Origin of the sequence: Nocardioides xinjiangensis (assembly GCF_017916455.1) — a bacterium.
GTDB classification, from domain to species: domain Bacteria; phylum Actinomycetota; class Actinomycetes; order Propionibacteriales; family Nocardioidaceae; genus Nocardioides; species Nocardioides xinjiangensis.
On record NZ_JAFMSY010000001.1, the window covers coordinates 789,737 to 806,988 of the forward strand.

17 protein-coding genes are annotated in these 17,252 nt (G+C 72.7%); 4 read left to right on the forward strand and 13 right to left on the reverse strand.

Annotation, left to right across the window (positions count from 1 at the left end; genetic code table 11):
• Nucleotides 1–15: 15 nt before the first annotated feature.
• Nucleotides 16–948: a 2,3,4,5-tetrahydropyridine-2,6-dicarboxylate N-succinyltransferase gene (dapD, locus tag J3P38_RS03855; protein WP_210438538.1), complete on the forward strand. Its 933-nt coding sequence runs from the start codon at nucleotides 16–18 to the stop codon at nucleotides 946–948.
• Between the two features lie 8 nt (nucleotides 949–956).
• Nucleotides 957–1,925: a hypothetical protein gene (locus J3P38_RS03860; protein WP_307807692.1), complete on the forward strand. Its 969-nt coding sequence runs from the start codon at nucleotides 957–959 to the stop codon at nucleotides 1,923–1,925.
• 20 nt (nucleotides 1,926–1,945) lie between these two features.
• On the opposite strand, the gene dapC is transcribed toward J3P38_RS03860, so the two are convergent.
• Complete coding sequence (gene dapC, locus J3P38_RS03865; RefSeq protein WP_210502725.1) at nucleotides 1,946–3,073, reverse strand: succinyldiaminopimelate transaminase; 1,128 nt, start codon at nucleotides 3,071–3,073, stop codon at nucleotides 1,946–1,948.
• Nucleotides 3,070–3,396 carry a ferredoxin gene (fdxA, locus tag J3P38_RS03870; RefSeq protein ID WP_210438539.1) on the reverse strand — a complete coding sequence of 109 codons (327 nt, stop codon included), beginning with the start codon at nucleotides 3,394–3,396 and terminating at the stop codon, nucleotides 3,070–3,072. Before fdxA ends, dapC begins: the two co-directional genes overlap by 4 nt.
• A gap of 62 nt (nucleotides 3,397–3,458) precedes the next feature.
• On the opposite strand from fdxA, the gene J3P38_RS03875 reads away from it, so the two are divergent.
• The gene (locus J3P38_RS03875; protein WP_210502726.1) at nucleotides 3,459–4,388 is read left to right on the forward strand and encodes a GNAT family N-acetyltransferase; all 930 of its coding nucleotides are present in this window, start codon (nucleotides 3,459–3,461) and stop codon (nucleotides 4,386–4,388) included.
• Nucleotides 4,389–4,467: 79 nt separating this feature from the next.
• On the opposite strand, the gene J3P38_RS03880 is transcribed toward J3P38_RS03875, so the two are convergent.
• From J3P38_RS03880 to J3P38_RS03930, 11 genes are read right to left on the reverse strand one after another with little or no spacing between them, the layout of a single operon-like run.
• Nucleotides 4,468–6,219, reverse strand: a complete 1,752-nt coding sequence (locus J3P38_RS03880; protein ID WP_210502727.1) for a VanW family protein — start codon at nucleotides 6,217–6,219, stop codon at nucleotides 4,468–4,470.
• Nucleotides 6,220–6,228: 9 nt separating this feature from the next.
• Nucleotides 6,229–6,612 (reverse strand): hypothetical protein, encoded by a 384-nt coding sequence (locus tag J3P38_RS03885; protein WP_210502728.1) that lies wholly within the window; start codon nucleotides 6,610–6,612, stop codon nucleotides 6,229–6,231.
• Complete coding sequence (gene mshB, locus J3P38_RS03890) at nucleotides 6,609–7,511, reverse strand: N-acetyl-1-D-myo-inositol-2-amino-2-deoxy-alpha-D-glucopyranoside deacetylase (RefSeq protein ID WP_210502729.1); 903 nt, start codon at nucleotides 7,509–7,511, stop codon at nucleotides 6,609–6,611. Before mshB ends, J3P38_RS03885 begins: the two co-directional genes overlap by 4 nt.
• 59 nt (nucleotides 7,512–7,570) lie before the next feature.
• Nucleotides 7,571–7,867 carry a hypothetical protein gene (locus J3P38_RS03895; RefSeq protein WP_210502730.1) on the reverse strand — a complete coding sequence of 99 codons (297 nt, stop codon included), beginning with the start codon at nucleotides 7,865–7,867 and terminating at the stop codon, nucleotides 7,571–7,573.
• 45 nt (nucleotides 7,868–7,912) lie between these two features.
• A complete protein-coding gene (locus J3P38_RS03900) occupies nucleotides 7,913–11,113 on the reverse strand; it encodes a hypothetical protein (RefSeq protein ID WP_210438545.1) in 3,201 nt (1,066 codons plus the stop codon).
• Entirely contained in the window at nucleotides 11,110–11,901 is a 792-nt protein-coding gene (locus J3P38_RS03905; RefSeq protein ID WP_210438546.1) for a glycosyltransferase family 2 protein, read from the reverse strand. Before J3P38_RS03905 ends, J3P38_RS03900 begins: the two co-directional genes overlap by 4 nt.
• A gap of 8 nt (nucleotides 11,902–11,909) precedes the next feature.
• Nucleotides 11,910–12,266, reverse strand: a complete 357-nt coding sequence (locus J3P38_RS03910) for a DMT family transporter (protein ID WP_210438547.1) — start codon at nucleotides 12,264–12,266, stop codon at nucleotides 11,910–11,912.
• Nucleotides 12,263–13,084 (reverse strand): sugar phosphate isomerase/epimerase family protein, encoded by an 822-nt coding sequence (locus J3P38_RS03915; RefSeq protein WP_210438548.1) that lies wholly within the window; start codon nucleotides 13,082–13,084, stop codon nucleotides 12,263–12,265. Before J3P38_RS03915 ends, J3P38_RS03910 begins: the two co-directional genes overlap by 4 nt.
• On the reverse strand, nucleotides 13,081–13,863 hold the full coding sequence (locus J3P38_RS03920) for an NAD-dependent epimerase/dehydratase family protein (protein ID WP_210438549.1): 783 nt from the start codon (nucleotides 13,861–13,863) through the stop codon (nucleotides 13,081–13,083). Before J3P38_RS03920 ends, J3P38_RS03915 begins: the two co-directional genes overlap by 4 nt.
• A 60-nt stretch (nucleotides 13,864–13,923) precedes the next feature.
• The gene (locus J3P38_RS03925; protein ID WP_210502731.1) at nucleotides 13,924–15,093 is read right to left on the reverse strand and encodes an NAD(P)/FAD-dependent oxidoreductase; all 1,170 of its coding nucleotides are present in this window, start codon (nucleotides 15,091–15,093) and stop codon (nucleotides 13,924–13,926) included.
• The gene (locus tag J3P38_RS03930) at nucleotides 15,086–16,093 is read right to left on the reverse strand and encodes a glycosyltransferase (RefSeq protein WP_210438551.1); all 1,008 of its coding nucleotides are present in this window, start codon (nucleotides 16,091–16,093) and stop codon (nucleotides 15,086–15,088) included. The genes J3P38_RS03925 and J3P38_RS03930 overlap by 8 nt, the downstream gene beginning before the upstream one ends.
• Nucleotides 16,094–16,141: 48 nt before the next feature.
• Between J3P38_RS03930 and J3P38_RS03935 the strand changes: the two genes are divergently transcribed.
• Complete coding sequence (locus tag J3P38_RS03935) at nucleotides 16,142–17,251, forward strand: hypothetical protein (protein ID WP_210502732.1); 1,110 nt, start codon at nucleotides 16,142–16,144, stop codon at nucleotides 17,249–17,251.
• Nucleotide 17,252: the final 1 nt, after the last annotated feature.

Below are 17,252 nucleotides of genomic sequence, written 5' to 3' on the forward strand. Positions count from 1 at the left end.
CGTACCCTTGCCCGCGTGACTGCTGCTTCCGGCTACGGCTTGCTGACCCTCTCGGGCGACACCGTCCTCGACGCCTGGTACCCCTCCCCCGTCCTCGGCGCGACCGAGGGCGACGCCCCCGCGGAGCTGACCGCGCTGGAGGGCCCCGACGACGCCCGCGGCGTACGCCGTGAGGTGCGGCTGGTGGAGATCGACGACCTCGCGGAGGCGCCGTCGTCGACCGAGGACGTCTGGCTGCGGCTGCACCTGCTCTCGACGCGGCTCGTCCAGCCGCACGGCCAGTCCCTCGACGGGATCTTCGGCCTGCTCGCCAACGTCGTGTGGACCTCGGCCGGACCCTGCGCGGTGGAGGGCTTCGAGGCCACCCGCGCCCGGCTGCGCGCCACGGGGCAGCACGTGACCGTCCACGGCGTCGACAAGTTCCCGCGGCTCGTCGACTACGTCATGCCCTCGGGCGTGCGCATCGCCGACGCGGACCGCGTGCGGCTCGGGGCGCACCTCGCCGAGGGCACGACGGTGATGCACGAGGGCTTCGTGAACTTTAACGCCGGCACGCTCGGCGCCTCGATGGTCGAGGGTCGCATCTCGGCCGGGGTCGTCGTGGGCGACGGCTCCGACGTGGGCGGCGGCGCGTCGATCATGGGCACCCTGTCCGGTGGCGGCAAGGAGACGATCTCCGTCGGCCGGCGCTGCCTCATCGGGGCGAACGCCGGCATCGGGATCTCGCTCGGCGACGACTGCGTGGTCGAGGCCGGCTGCTACGTCACCGCCGGCACCAAGGTGACGATCTCCGACATGGACGGCAAGCCGGCGGTCGTGAAGGCGGCGAGCCTCTCCGGCGTCGACAACGTGCTGTTCCGGCGCAACTCGGTGAGCGGCGCCGTCGAGGCGGTGCCGTGGAAGGGCGAGGGCATCGCCCTCAACGCAGCGCTGCACGCCAACCAGTAGGACCGACCGTGCCGTCCGTCCGCACCGTCGTGGTGGGTGCCGTCGTCGCGCTCGGGGCCGCGGCGACCGCCCTGGTGCTGGTCGACCGCGGCGGCGTGCCCACGCTGCTCGACCCCAGCGGCTGCACGGCCGAGGTCGACGGGCACACCGTCGAGATCGACCTCGAGCAGGCCGAGAACGCCTCCCTCATCACCGCGGTCTCGATCCAGCGCGGCATGCCCGCCCGCGCCGCGAGCATCGCGCTGGCGACCGCCTACCAGGAGTCGAAGCTCTACAACATCGACTACGGCGACCGGGACTCGGTCGGCCTCTTCCAGCAGCGACCGTCACAGGGCTGGGGCACGGTCGGCCAGCTGATGGACCCGGTCTACGCCACGAACGCGTTCTACGACGCGCTGGAGAAGGTCGAGGGCTACGAGTCGATGGAGATCACGGTCGCCGCCCAGGAGGTGCAGCGCTCGGCCTTCCCCGACGCGTACGCCGACCACGAGCAGGACGGGCGGGCGATCGCCTCCGCCCTGACCGGCAACTCGCCGCGCGCCTTCTGGTGCGACGTGCCGGGAGACGCCGACGAGGCGAGCGACGACCTCGACGAGTCGGGCCTGGTGCCCCGGGCCGCCGCCGTACGTCGCGACCTCGAGGCCCGCTTCGGGACGCTGTCCCTCGGCGGCTTCGAGCCCGGCGGAGTGTCCAGCGGCCACATGGAGGGCTCGGCCCACTACGAGGGCCGGGCGATCGACGTGTTCTTCCGGCCCGTCACCGCCGACAACCGCAAGCGCGGCTGGGCCGTCGCGTCCTACCTGGTCGCGAACGCCGACCGGCTCGACGTCAGGACGGTCATCTTCGACGACCGCATCTGGCGGGCCGGCGCGCAGTGGCGTGACGGCTGGTCCGACTACCGCGTGCCGGCGTCGTCCGGCGGGGACCAGGCGATCCTGGAGCACCGCGACCACGTGCACGTGGACGTCTTCGACTGACGTCGACCGGGGCTCGGGCCTCAGGCGGACAGCCGCCCAGCCGCGGCAGCGACGCGCTCGTCCGTCGCGGTGAACGCCACGCGGACGTGCTCGCGTCCGGCGGAGCCGTAGAACTCGCCGGGAGCCACCAGGACGCCCTGCTCGGCGAGGTCCGCCACGGTGGCCCAGCAGTCCTCGCCCCGCGTGGCCCAGAGGTAGAGCGACGCCTCGGAGTGGTCGACCCGGAAGCCGGCCGACTCGAGCGCGCCCCGCAGCGCCGCCCGGCGCACGGCGTACCTCGCGTGCTGCTCGTCGGCGTGGGTGTCGTCGCCGAGGGCGGCGATCATCGCGCGCTGCTGCGGCCCGGGCATCTGCAGGCCGAGGTTCTTGCGGACGGCGAGCAGCTCGCCGACGAGCGCCGGGTCGCCGGCCAGGAAGGCGCAGCGGTAGCCGGCGAGGTTGGAGCGCTTGGAGAGGGAGTGGACGGCCAGGACGCCCTCGAGCGAGCCGCCGGTGACCTGCGGGTCGAGGACCGACAGCGGCCGCTCGGCGGGGTCGTCGGACCACGCGCACTCGATGTAGCACTCGTCGGAGACCAGGATGGTGCCGCGCTCGCGGCACCACTCGACCACCTTGCGCAGGTGCTCGAGCGGCAGCACGCGACCGGTCGGGTTGGCCGGGCTGTTGAGCCACAGCAGGCGCGGCGTGCGTGGGCCGAACGCCGTCAGCGAGTCGGTGGCCAGGCTGTCGGCCCCGGCCAGCGCGGCGCCGACCTCGTAGGTCGGGTAGGCCAGCGCCGGGTAGCCGACGAGGTCACCGGGCCCGATGCCGAGGTGCAGCGCCATCGAGCCGATCAGCTCCTTGGAGCCGGTGACCGGCAGGACGCCGTCCAGCCCGAGGCCGCGCACGCCGTGACGGCGGCCCAGCCAGTCGATCGCGGCCTGCCGAGTGGCCTCGAGCCCGATGGTCGTGGGGTAGCCGGGTGAGTCCGCGGCCGCCCGCAGCGCGTCCTGCACGACGGCGGGCGTGGGGTCGACGGGAGTGCCGACCGACAGGTCGCACACGCCGTCGGGATGGGCCCGCGCCGTCGCGGCGTACGTCGCGAGCTTGTCCCAGGGGAAGTCCGGGAGACGCCGCGAGACCGGGCCGTCGGCCCGGACCGGGGTCACTCGTCGTGCTCCTGCGGGGGCAGGGCGGCGACCATCGGGTGGTCGGCGTCGATGACACCCATCTTCGCGGCACCACCCGGCGAGCCGAGGTCGTCGAAGAAGTGCACGTTGGCGTCGTAGTAGCCCTTCCACTCCTCCGGGGTGTCGTCCTCGTAGAAGATCGCCTCGACCGGGCAGACCGGCTCGCAGGCACCGCAGTCCACGCACTCGTCGGGGTGGATGTAGAGCATCCGCTTGCCCTCGTAGATGCAGTCGACGGGGCACTCGTCGACGCACGCGCGGTCCTTGAGGTCGACGCACGGCTGGGCGATGACGTAGGTCACCAGGTCCTCCTGGGCACGGATGGGGAAACGACGGTCGAGCGGTCCCACTCTAGTATCCGGGCATGCCAGCGGCGTCAGAACCCCATGCAGGCGAGACGACCACGGGCGTGCGCACCGGCATGCACTCACTGGGACCCCACGTCGTGGGCCGGCGGGTCGTGGTGCGGCACCTGCTCCCCGACGGCCGGGCGACCGACGTCCTCGGCACCTGCACGGCGTGGGGCGAAGCGTCCCTGACCGTCGAGCGCGAGGGCCACGGCCCGGTCGTCATCGCACTGGCCGACGTGGTCACCGGCAAGCCGGTGCCGCCGCGGGCGTCCGTGCGCGCGCGGGTCAGCGCCCGGGAGTGCGAGGAGCACGTCTCGGCGCTGTGGGCCTCCTCGACCACCGAGCCGCTCGGCGCCTGGCTGCTGCGCGCCGCTCCGCCGCACCGCGGGCGGCTGCGACGTCGCGGCAACTCCGCGCTCGCCATGGAGGAGCCGGGGATCGGCTGGGCCGACGCGGTGTGGCGCGTCCGCGAGTTCTACACCGCCCTCGAGCAGACGCCGCGGGTGCAGGTGCAGCTCGGCTCGGCGGTCGAGGCGACGCTGGCGGGCCTCGGCTTCACACCGATGGGCGACGGCGACTCCCACGCCCAGCTGGCGTCGGTGCCGCGCGCCCTGCGGTCGCTGCGCGGCGCCGCACCCGGCGTGCCCGTCGGGCTCGACGAGGCGGCCGACCGGGCGACCGCGGCGGCCGCGGGCGGTACGGCGACGGGCACCGGCGTGCTGTCCGGCGACTGGCTCCTCGTCGAGGGACTCGTCGTCGACCCCGCGCACCGGCGACGCGGCCTCGCCACCGCCGTGCTGGCCGAGCTGCTCGACTGGGGCGCCTCACGCGGCGCGCGGACCGCGATGCTGCACGTCGAGACGGCCAACGACGCAGCGCGTGCGCTCTACGAGCGGCACGGCTTCGTCACCCACCACACCAACCGCTACCTCGTCGCGCGGTAGACCCGGTTGCCGCCGCCCGCGGGCGGGCCGGATCCTCGTCGCGACGACCAAGGGGCCTGACACCGGCTCGCGCCGTAGGTCACTCGTCGACGGCGTCGGGGTTGGTGCAGATGACCGTGTCGCTGGGGGTGTAGGTGGTGTGGAAGACCTCGTCGTCGCGGGTCTCGGTGTTCTCCCCCACCGGCTCGAAGTAGCGCACCACGTCGATGTCGAAGCCGCCGTAGCCCTGGTTGGGGTGGCAGGTGAGGTCGTCGATCCGCCGCGTCTGCGGACGGGTGATGTTGTAGCGCTCGCCCGTCGTCGTCGTGATGTCCCAGTACTTCGTGGAGTACATGCTCGCGGTGACCACCCCGGACGACGACGGCGTGGACGGCGTCACCTGGGTGTCGATCAGCACGCCGTAGGGGGTGTCGTTGCGGAAGCGGAGGTCCACCGAGCCCCACGCCACGGTCGCCTCCCGGCCGACCGGGTAGCGGTCGATGTAGAAGGAGTGCGGCTTGTGCTCGACGTCCTCGAGCCCGGCGAAGAACATCGCGTTGAAGAGCGTCGTGGCCATCTGCGAGACACCACCGCCGAGGTCCTGCACGAGGATGCCGTCGCTGATGACGTAGCCCTTGGTGAACCCGTTCTCCACGGTCCGCTCACCGACGGTGTCGTTGAGCGAGAACGTCTCGCCCGGCTTGAGGAGGGTGCCGTCGATGATCTCCGCGGCGCGACCGATGTTGACGTTGCGGTACTCCGCGTGCGGGTAGTACGTCGTGAACGTCGAGACCCGTTCGCGCACCCGCAGCGCCCGGGCCTCCTTGGTGGTGAACTCCGGCCGGGCGACCTTCGCGGCCAGCTCGAGCGTGCGCTCGCCCTGCGGGGCTGCCACCACGTCGAGGAAGCCCGACTCGAGCTGCTCGGCGTCGAAGGTGACGCCGGGCTTGGCCGGCACGACCTGCGGCCGCCCGCCGACCAGCGCGACGCTGGCGTCCACCGGGGCGCCGGCGGTGACCAGGCCGCCGACCACCTCGGTCAGCCTCGCCGCGTCGAGCGTGGGCACGAGCTCGCCGTCGGTGGGCACCAGGGCGAGCGCGGCGGTGTAGTCGGCCGGGGCGACCGTGACGTCGGATCCCTCGAAGCTCAGCGTGACGGGCGCCGCGACGGCGGGTGAGGCGAAGCCGTCGAGAGCCTCCTGCACGTCGGAGGCGTCGATGTCGGGCTCGACCTCGGACATCTCGAGCTCCACCACGCCGGGCCGCTCGTCGAGGAAGGCCTCCTCCAGGACGGCGAGGGTGTCACTGGGGTCGAGCGCGCGGCCGGGTCGGGCGGCGGTGGTCTCGATCCGGCCGCCGGCGAAGGTGATCGCGCCGTCGCGCGCGACCACGCCGTGCTGCGCGTCGAGGCGGGCGCGGTAGGCGTTGTAGGCCGTGTCGTCGACGACGACCTCGGCCTCGAGCTCCTCACCGCCGGTGAAGTAGTTCCAGAGCCGGACCGGGTCCCAGCTCGTCTCGCCGCCGGCCTCCTCGACCGACGCCTCGTAGTCGACGCTGAGCCCGAGCTCGGCGGGGTCGACGGCGACCCGCTCGCCCCCGATGGTCGCCTCGATGTCGCGGGCGACCCGCTCGGCCAGGCCGGCGCGCAGCCGCTCGGCGGCCTCGCCCTGGGGGTGCCCGCCGATGCCGACCCCGGAGACGGTGGTGTTGCGCGGCACCTTGTCGCCGGCTGCGTAGTGCGCCGCCACGTAGAGCCCGCCGAACAGGACGACGAGCCCGAGGAGGAGCCACAGGACGACCCTGCCGCCCGCCCTCTCGCGGGGCTGGGCGGCGCTGCTCTGCTTCGTCGGCACGCGGCGAGTCTAGGAGGCGGGTCCCGGAACCCGCGGATCCTCGGCGCGCCCACGACCGGTGCTCCGTGCTCCGCCGACGGTGGCCAGCGCCGCCCCCAGCAGCACCGCCGACGCCGCCAGGAACGACAACCCGGCCGCGTCGGCGGAGATCAGGTGCCCGCCCGCCGGTCGCGCCAGCGCGCCGCGCAGGACGGGCACGCACCAGGCCAGGGCGAAGGCCAGCCGGAGACCACCCGCCGGCAGCCACGCCAGCACGACGAGCGCGGTGGCGACGGCGAGCAGCAGCCCCCACCACCGCTGGTGCAGCACCGTGCCGGCGCCGCCGGACACCACGCCGACCAGCAGGACGCCGGCGAGGCTCGCGAGGCGCGTCGTGACCCCGGGGACGCTCACAGCCCGGCGAAGAGGTCCTGCTCGAACCCGTCGGCGTCCACCGGTCCCGGGGTGCCCTTGACCAGGCGGTAGAACTCCTCCGCCCACCACGAGTGGCCGCTCTCGGCGCCGGAGAAGAACTCGCCGTCGGGCTCGACCTGGGTCCGGTGCTTGGCCAGGGCGTCCATCTTGCGCTGGACCGTGGCGGAGCCGTCGACCCGGGCGCTGATGAGCTCGTCGGGGGTCACGAAGGGCGGCAGCTTGCCGTCAGGCTCGAGGCCCTTGAACGTCTCGGTGTCGCCCGCCTCGCGCAGCTGGCGGAGGCTGTCGCGCATGCGCGACTCGCTCATCGCGGTCCAGTAGATCTTCGCGACGTCGTGGGGCTCGCCGAGCTCGAGCTTGTAGGACGGGGCCGCCGCGAGCAGCGCGGCGTACATCGCCACCCGGTGGGCCTGGATGTGGTCGGGGTGGCCGTAGCCGCCGAACTGGTCGTAGGTGACGAGCACCTGCGGCCGGACCTCGCGGACGACCGTGACGAGCTCGTCGGCGGCCTCGTTGAGGTCGGCGGTCCAGAACGCGTTGTCGGGGATGGTCTCGGCGGGAACGGCGTGGCCCTCCGGGTGCCAGGCCATGCCGGAGTCGTGGAAGCGGCCGAACCCGCCGAGGAAGCGGTGGTCGGTGACGCCGAGGACCTTCATCGCCTCCTCGAGCTCGCCGCGACGGTGCTCGCCGAGACCGCCCTGCTCCTCGTAGGCGAGGTGGGCCAGCTCGGGCACCAGGACCTCGCCCATCTCGCCGGCGGTGCAGGTGACGAGGGTGACGCCGACGCCCTCGTCGACGTAGCGCGCCATGGTGGCGCCGTTGTTGATGCACTCGTCGTCGGGGTGGGCGTGGACGAGCAGCATGCGGCGGTCGGTCATGCCGCCAGCCTAGGAGCCGTCACCGACAGCACGGGACCGACCGGCCGCGGGACGTGGGGTCAGGCCCGCTTGAGGCGTCGGGGCGCGTCCGGGAGGTCGACGGGCGCCGGCGGGACCGGCGCCGCCTCGGTCCCGAGGTCCGGGCGGGCGTCCTCCTCGTCGAGCCACCCGTCGTGGGTGTCGACCAGCACCTCCAGCATGAAGCCCGGGGCATCGCTCAGGACCGCCCACGGGTGGTCCTCGTCGTCGTCCTCCCCTGCCAGGCGCTCCCGCTCCAGGCGCGCCTCGAACCCGTCGGCCCGCAGCCGCGCCACGACCGCCCGCGCGTCGTCCTCGTCGAAGAAGATTGCCCTCACAGCCCCATGCTGCCACCTCACGCCCGCGGGAGAGGGGCCTGCGACTCAGTCGCGCCGCTCCCACAGCGACACATCCGACACCTCGACCGCCCGGCACCCGGCCGCGTCGAGCACCGTGAACGTGAGGGCGTCGACCCGGCGCGAGGCGCGCCAGAACGCCGACGAGTCGAGCGGCACGAGCTGGCGCCCGGGGACGGCGTCGAACGTCCGACCGGGAGCGTCGCCGAAGGTGCTCGGCGCCTCCCAGGACAAGCGGACGACCGGCGGCGTCGCGCCCGGGACCTCGGCCTCGCACCCCACGTCGAATGCGACCAGGCCGGCCCGGCGACCATCCGCGACCGCCGGCAGCGGCACCGTGAAGGAGGGCGAGGCAAGGTCGAGCCGCCCCGAGCCGTCGACCTCCGACAGCTCCGAGATGCCGTCGATCGAGTCGAGAGACCCTCCCCACGACGCCGGCAGGCGGTCGAGGTCCTCGCGTCCGAACGCCCGCTCGAAGAGCCACGCGTGGTAGCGCTGCCGGTCGACGTCGCCGGCGGCGACGGTGACCGTGCGGTCGGCAGCCGCAGACAGGGCGTCGGGAAGGCGCCGGTCCAGGCCGATCACGCCGCCCGCCGCCCGCGAGGTGACGCGCCTGCTCGAGCCGTCGGGGAGGACGAGGGTCGCCCCGTCCTCGAGGACCAGGGCGGCTGCGGGGTCGGCGAGCCGGACGGCCGACGAGGTCCGGGAGACTCCGCGGTCCCACTCGGCGTCGGAGGTGTCGTCGAGCGACAGGCTCACCGGCTGGTCGGCACTCTGAGGGGGCTTCCGCCCGCGCAGACCCAGGATGAAGCCGTCCTGCTCGTAGGGAGTGTAGGCGCTCTCGAGGTAGCGGGCGAGGAGAGGTGTGCGCAGGGCGAGCCCGCCACCGTCATGGACGATGTTCCCGAGCGGCTGGAGCAGCACGGCGACCGGGGGACGGGACCGGCGGAGCTCACGGATGGTCCTGCGCTGGTCGGCCGGGAGGGGGGCGTTGTAGGCAGCCGTCACCTTCACCGCCGGGCGCCGGCCGAGGTAGTAGTACTGCGCGTTGCGCGAGGTGGCGTCGTAGTAGGGCGCTCCTGGGGCGAGCTCCTCGTCGAGGATGCGGCCCAGGCGGACGGTCTGGTCGAGGTTCAGCGGATCCCCGGGTGCGGCGCGGCCCCAGCCGGGCAGGCCCACCTCGGAGCCGTCGACGAGATCGCCCGACGCGACGAACGGCTGCGCCGCCGCGAGCACGCTGGCCGGCTGCACGACCCACCCGAAGAGGCCGGAGGCGGCGGCGAGGAGTCCGAGGGCCAGCGCTGCGCGGCCGCTCGGGCGGAGACGACCCCACACCAGAGCCGGGATCACCAGGGCGAGGACGAACGACGTCATCAGGCCGGCGCGGGACACGCCGCCGGGGTCCACGCGTCCCATGACGTAGGGCAGCACGCCGCCGACGAACAGGGCCAGGAAGACGGTCCGAGCAAGCACCTCGCCGCGCCACCGGCGGGCGCGGAGCTCCGCCAGCGCCACGAGGCTGCACAGCACGAGGCCCACCACCCAGAGCATGCGGAGCACGTCCACGAGCAACGGTGTGCCGCCGCCGCCGACGAGAACGGGGTCCCACGGGATGCCGTACGCCGCCGTATTGACCTCCGCGTTGCTGAGGACGTACGTCAGAGCGGCCGCCAGCATGGCACCGAGCGGCGTCATCACGGCGAGGAGTCCCACCAACGCCACGGCGGCGGCCGGCAGCGCCAGCCGTGCGATCCCGCCGCTGGTGAGCAGATCAACAGCCGACTTCACGGCCAGAGCGCCGGCGGCGATCGCAAGCACCAACCCCTGGGCCGGCGCTGCCAGCACGAGCACCGGGGTCCCGACCACCCAGACGACGAGCCACCACTGCGGACGGGCGCGCAGTCGCGGCGACACCAGGAGCCAGCCGACGGCAACCAGGAACGCCCACGTGAGACCGCTGAGGGGCGGCAGCCCGCTGACGGTGGGTCCGGCCCCGACGACCGTCACCAGGCCGGCGAGCACCAGGCTGCCGCTCGCCCACAGGACGACCAGGAAGATCACCGCGGCGAGCAGCGCCGAGAACAGGCGGACCGATTCCGTGTGTGCGGCGGCGGACCCGTCGAAGAACAGGGAGGCAAGGAGCGCCGCGGCGTCGTCCTGCGCCAACCCGTGGGCGGGCTGGTGGTCGATGTACGGGAGCTCGCCCGCGCGGTAGCGGAACCAGCCGATGAGCGCCTCGCCGTAGTGGTAGTCGTCCGGGCTGACGACGGGTGGGCGCGTGGCGCCGTACATGGCGGCCAGGAGGATCGGCAGCGCTGCTGCCGGCGAGAGCGGCCGTCCGCCCTGGTCGCGCTCGTCCGCCCCGGCGCGAGGGCGCAGGCGCAGCGCACAGAGGACCACGCCGGCTGCTGCGACGATCCAGCACAAGATCATCAGCCCGGGGCTGGAGTCGTAGGTGTCGACCGATCCATCGGGAAGCCGCAGCCGTGCCGGCTGCAGGGCGAGCACCAGCAGCGGCATGGCGCACTGCGGCAGGCCGACGAACCACCGCCGCACCGGCTCGGCGCCATCGCCCCGCCGGGCCCTCCACAGCTCATGGATCGCAGCTCCGGCGCCGAAGGCCCCGACGAGAGCCGGCAGGGGCAGATCGGCCACGAGCTCCGCCACCCCGAGCGTCGTACGGGAGAGCGCGGCGGTCATAGCGACCGGGACCAAGGCCCAGAGCAGGCACCCGAGCACCGAGGTGGATGCCGCCAGCGGCGTCAGGACAGTCCCGGCGCGCCGGGTCAGGAGCGTCTCGAGGGAGATCGCGAGACCCGCGACGACCGCCAGCCCGACCATGCTCGCGGAGAGGCTGAGCCCGAGGGCGAGAGCGCCCAGGGCGACCGCGCCCGGGCACGCCCACCAGAGCAGATGCGTGGCGAGGCCAGCACGTCGTCGAGCGTCGGTCTGGGCGCTGAGGGCCGCCGTGACGGCGAGGCCGACGAGCACCCCGGCGACCACGCCGAGGGGCAGCGCGACGACGTCGCCGCCCTTGCGGCCGCCACCGAAGGAGAGCCCACCCGCCACCAGCCCGGTGAAGTGCTGGGCCGGCTGCACGCTGAGCGCGGCCGCCACGACGAGGACGCCGGCCAACGTGCCGTGCACGGCGGCGGCGAAGCGCCCGAGAAGGCCCGCAGCCGGAGCGACCGGTGTGCGCGCCGACCGGTCAGCCACAGCGTGCCTCACGGGTTGTACCTGCCGGTGCAGGCGCGGGCGAGCGTCCGGAGCAGGTCGACGTTGCCGGACAGGCCGCTGATCTTGGTGGGAACCTCCCCCTGGGGGTAGACCCGGCTGGTGGGCAGCTCGACGCAGCGGTAGCCCAGGCGAGGCACGCGATAGCTCAGGTAGGCGAGCAGCTCGTAGGACTGGAACACGTCGCGGAACGGCGCCACGCGGGGGTCGCGCAGGACCTCGCTCCGGTAGCCCCGGAAGCCCTGGGTCGTGTCCGTCCAGCGGTGCCGGGACGCCAGGGACAGGACGGGGGCGTGGATCGAGCGGATCGCGAGGTGTCGAAGGCGGGGGGTGTTTACCGACGTCCCCCCGGGGACGAAGCGCGACGCCTGCACGAAGTGCACCCCCTCCCGCATAGCTGCGACGAACGCCGCGATCGGAGAGGGGTCGTCCTTGTCGTTGCCGTCGATGGTGACGATGCCGTCATAGCCCTCGTCGAGCGCAAAGGCGTAGGCGCAGCGCAGCTGGGCGCTCAGCCTGCCCGGACCCGTCTTCCGCAACATGCCCGAGACCATCGTCTCGTCGAGGAGCGCAGGCGACAGCGACCCGTCCGTCGACCCGCCGTCGGCGATGATGACGTCGGCGGTGTCCGGGACACCCAGCGCCGCCATGCGGTGCAGCAGCGAGGCGATGCGCTCCCCCTCGTTGATCACCGGGACCACGACGCAGTAGTCGTGACGACGGCCCTCCCACCGTTCGACCCGGTGTGCGGGGACCTGCCAGTTCGTGCGGTCGTGTGCCATCGGTCCCCCTAGACGGACTTGAGTGAGATCAGGGTCACGCCCGCGACCACCAGCAGGATGCCGACGACGGTCGAGACCGGCAGCGGCTCTCTGAAGAAGACCACCGACCCGATCGCCACTGCCGCGATGGCCCCGGACGTGAGGATGGGGTGGGCGACGTTGATCGGCAGGCTCGTGAGTGACGCGGCGTAGACCAGGAACGCGGCACCGTAGAGGAACAAGCCGGTCCAGAAGGGCCAGTTGAGCAGGGCGGCCACGGGGTCGGACAGGGACGGCATCGTCCGTGGCGCCGTCACCGCCCGCTTGACGAGCAGGCTCGCGGCGGCGTTGGACAGGATGCCGCTGAGCAGCAGGACCCACCTCACGCGGCACCCCCGTAGGTCGAGACGGCGAAGTCCGCGGCCCGCTCCACGGACGCGGTCGCCGGCTCGTCGGTCGTCATAACCATCTCGATGCAGGCGACCCGATCGGCGAGGGCGGCCCGCAGCGCTGCCGGCGCTCGGCGGTGATCGCTCGCACCGTCGCCCAAGGGGGCCAGGCCCGGCTCGCTGAGGTGGACGTGACCCACGAGGTCGGCCACCTCGTCCACGACGAGCGGCACGTCCTCCTCGTTCATGGCGCAGGCCCCCAGGTCGAGCTGCATGCGGATCGCCTCGTGGGCCACGAGCCGGACGATGCGAGCGGTCTCCGACGACGTCGTCATGAAGTTGGCTCCGTAGGCCTCCGGGTTGGGCTCGAGCGTGATGCGCACCCTGTGGCGCTGCGCTCGGTCACCGAGCTGCCGGAAGAACTCGACGGCGATGGCATCCGTCGCGTCGTCGGCGAGGCCGGAACGGTCGCGGTTGCGCGGCGACCCGAAGACGAGGTGCCGTGCTCCGAGCCCGCCACCCACGCGGCAGACCGCGTCGAGGTAGTCGATCATCCGTGCCCTGACCGACGGGGGACCGAACAGGTTGAGACCAGCGGTCCCGAAGAGCAGCGACTGCATCCCGACGATCTCCAGGCCGCGCGCGTCCCAGGCGCTCCTGACCGACGCGACCTCGGAGTCGGACACGGTCGTCACGTCCTCGAAGTACTTGCCCGGCGCGACGTCGACGGCGTCGATCCCGCGCTCGCGGAGCAGGGCGGCGACCCGCTGGTCGTCCTCGGGCGCCCACGCGATGTTGGAGATGCTGATCCTCATGAGGCCGGCTCCGCGGCCGCTGCGGCGCTCTGCGCGTAGGACCTCACGGCCATGATCGTGTCGGCGGCCGAGTAGTGGTAGTCGCCGGTTCCGCGGACGACGTCCGCGTGCCGCGTGCGGAAGTCGTAGCGGGCCACGGGGCGCGCGAGGTGGTTCTCGAAGGGGCGCCCGAAGCCGAGCCGCGCGACGGTGGCGACGTCGACCGGCTCCGCCGTCAGGTGCACCAGGGACAGGCCGGCCCCGAGCGCCGAGTCGATGTCCCACCACAGGTTGACCATCGGGTAGAACTGGAACACGCCGCGCGAGTCGACGGCGTCCAGATTGTTGTCGTGGAGCAGGTCGAAGATCACGTTCTTCCGCAGGCCCGGGCCCACGAGGCCCGGCAGTCGCACGACCAGGTGGCGATCGAATCTCTCCTGCACGAACTCCTCGAGCCGGCGCCTGTTGGCGCCGTAGGCGTGGAGTCCGTCGGTCCGCACCACGCTCGACTCGTCGACCCCGGTGGGGTCACCGAAGACGTCGACGGTGCTGATGAGCACGAACCGCTCGGACGTGACGCGGTCGAGGTGCTCGATGAGGCCGTCGATGGTCCGACGGTCGGCGTCGGGATCGGCGTTGGCCTTCCACTTCTGCGCGGGCGCCCCGGCGCAGACGACCGTCTCGAAGGCCCCACCGTCGATACCCGCGATGTCGGACGACCGGAACTGGTGCTCGAAGCCCCGCTGCCGCTTCAGGGTCGACCCGACGAAGCCCGAGTGCCCGATGAGCGCCGACGTCACGAGCGGGAGCCCCTGAGCCGGGGGGCGCCGCTCGTGCCTGCGTGTGGCAGGCGCGGGGGGTCACAGGGCGTAGGCATCGAGTTCCTCCAGGACGTCGTAGATGTTGTCGATCTTGCCGCCGAGCACCGAGAAGAAGCCCGGGAGGTCGGCGTTGCTCTCGAAGAGGATCGGCCGGGCGTCGTTGGCCTCATTCTTCATCAGCACGGTCTTCACCTCGAACAGGGACTCCACGTACGACGCGTCCGCGATGCCGGGCATGTACCGAGCGACGTCCCGCAGCATCCACGCCGCCCGGGTCCCACCCTCGTAGTCGCTGAGCCGGCCGTAGGGGTCGATGCCCGGTCGGTCGACCCACTGCAGGTGCGGCGTGTAGCGCACATGCGTGAGCGTGTGCAGCTGCCTGGCGGGGAAGGGCATCATCGAGTAGAACGGCCCGTCCATGACGGTGACCCCGATGTCGCGGAGCGGGTGGGGCAGGTCGAGCAGCGCGATCTCGGTGATCTCCTGCTTGAGACCGGTGCGCACACCGCCGAAGTCGCCGGCGATCTGATTCAGCCCTGCGTAGGTGCAGTTGAAGGCCAACCGGGTCACCAGGATGTCCTCGGCCGCCGTGGCGCCGCCGGGGGTCCGGACACCCTCCTCGCCCGACTCGACGTGGACGACGAGCTCGTGCTCCGACGCGCGCCTCACCGCCGTCGCTCGCGTCGACAGCCGCACCTCGACCCCGCACCTCGCCAGCTCCTCGCGAGCCCACGCCGCGAGGACGGATGCGTCGAACGCCCACTCCTGCACGTCGAAGACCGACTCCACCAGCCGCGGCGCGAACAGGGACGCGACCGCCTCGTCTGCCGGACGGAGGGACGCTCCGATCTCGCGGCAGAACCGGACGAACTGCCTCGAGGTGACCTTGGAGTTGCGGCGCGCGATGGCGTAGGTCTTGGTGAAGTCGCGCTTCACCGCGTCCGGCCAGTCCGCGACGAACCTCGGCAGGTTGACCCGGCTGCGGAACGCCGTGGTGAAGCTGCGCGGGTAGTGGTAGCCGTTGTGCACGCGCGCCTGATTGTTGAACGACGCGCGGCTGAGCAGGCGTGGCTCCCTCTCGACCACGCACACCCGTTCCAGCCCCCGTTGTCGGACGAGGTAGGCGGCGATGCATGCCCCGTAGAACCCGCCCCCCACCACGACCGCGTCCCACGTGCCGCCCCGTGGGGGTGCGGCCGCGTCACTCATCGTGCGGTGGGCGCGCGAGGTGGACGACCTTCTCGACGTTCAGCCGTTCGCGGCTGCTGACCTGTGCGCTGGTGAACTCCCGCGCCACGTGGTAGTCGGGCGTCTCGTTCGACAATGCCGCCATGTGGAGGATGTACTCGCCCAGCACCAGCAGCACCAGCGACATGAGGAAGAACATCCCGGACTGCTGGAGCGAGACGCTCACCCAGCCTGGCTCCACGTTGTCTTTCACGATGGCGACCACCAGCACGTACGCGGCGTAGACCATGTTCGCCGCGGCACCGAAGAGCGACAGCATCGTCACCGCACGCAGTGGTGCCCGCGAGGTCGATACGAGGATCTGCATGCCTCGGTCGAACCCGTCGAGCACGGACCGGTGGTCGGCCGCGACCGGGCGGGAGGAGTAGGTGACGTACGACCGGATGAACCCACCTGTGGCGGGCAGCAAGCGGTAGGAGATCGCCGGCTGGGGGTGGTGCATGACGTAGTTGATGACGGCTCGGCTGACGAGCCGGAGGGTGGGCGCCTCCTGGGACAGCCGTACGCCCGTGAACGAGCGGTAGAGCCGCTCGAAGACCCCACGCGCCACGCGGTAGCCGCGAGGGTCCTTGTCCGGGTTCTCGTCGGTGGCGAAGACGACATCGTCCCCGCTGACCGCCCGCTGGAGCATGTGCCGCAAGACCGCGACGTCGTCGCGCAGGGGGTCGATGGCGGCGACGTAGTCACCGAGGGCGCTCTCGATCCCCATCCAGGTGGCGGCGTCGCGCGAGACCTGGTTGGTCAACGCGTACACCTGGATGTTGGGCAGCCCCCCTTCTCCCACGAGATCCTGCAGCCGCGACACGCTGTCGTCGTCGGAGGCGTTGTCGACCACCACGATCTCGTAGTCGTTCACCAGCGCGCCGAGCTCATCGCCGAGGCGGGTCAGGACGTTCTCGAGGTCCTCGGACGCGTTGCGCATCACGCAGACGACGGACAGGAAGAGCGGGTGGCGTTGCACGGGGACATGCTCTCACCCATTGGTCGCGGCAAGGCCTACGGTGGCTCCATGACCGCGTCGGAGCCGCCCCACGTGCAGGGCGTGCACCTGCGGCGCACGGACGAGAACGTGCGGGAGATCGCGGCGCTCGAGGCGGTCCTGGGCGAGCCCGCCGGGCTCGACGGGCTGCTCGACGACCTCGGGCACCGCATCCGGCCGGCCCGCGTGGTGCCGCGCCTGCTCGGCCGAGCCGTGCGCGAGGCGTACCGCTGGGACGCCCACGACGAGCGCGACGTGCAGTGGTACCCACAGGGCATCTCCACCAGCGCCGACGCCTCCGACACCGAGGACGTCGGCGGCCGCAGGCTGCTGGTGACGACCTGGTACTCCACGGGCCGGGACCGCGTGAAGCGCGGGTCGCGGGTGACGTTCGTCGACCTCGACTCCGGCAGGTACCGCCACGTCCTGCTGGTCTCTCCCGTCCTCGACGACGCCGGCACCCTCACGCTCCGGCCGACGGGCATCCATGCCGGCGGCGTGGTCTGGGCGGGCGCCTACCTGCACGTCGCGGCCACCAGCCGCGGCTTCGTCACCGCCCGGGTCGACGACATCATGCGGGTCCCCGGCGGCGACGGCCACCCGGGCCGGTTCGGGATCGAGGGCACGAGCGTGCACTCGTTCGGCCACCGCTACGTCCTCCCCGTGCGCTCCACCTACCGGGCGTACACCGACGAGGGCCACCAGCAGCTGCGCTACTCCTTCGCCTCCCTCGACCGGCGCTCGGACCCGCCGGCGCTGGTCGCGGGCGAGTACGCCGCGGGGCGGTCCGCCGCCGGCACCACCCGGCTGGCCCGCTACCGCCTGGACCCCGCGACGTGGCAGCTCTCGACCGGGGAGGACGGCTACTCCCGCCCGCTGGCCGTCGACGAGGGCGGGGTCCGCCAGATGCAGGGCGTCGTGGTCGCGTCGGGGCGCTACCACGTCAGCGTCTCCCACGGCCGCTGGATGCCGGGGTCGGTGTGCTCGGGGCAGCCGGGCTCGATGCGCGAACGCCGCTGGGTGCTGCCGATGGGGCCGGAGGACCTGTCCTACTGGCCCTCCACCGACCGGATCTGGTCGGTGACCGAGCACCCGCGCCGGCGGTGGATCGTCGCGATGGACCGCGGCTGGTTCGACTGAG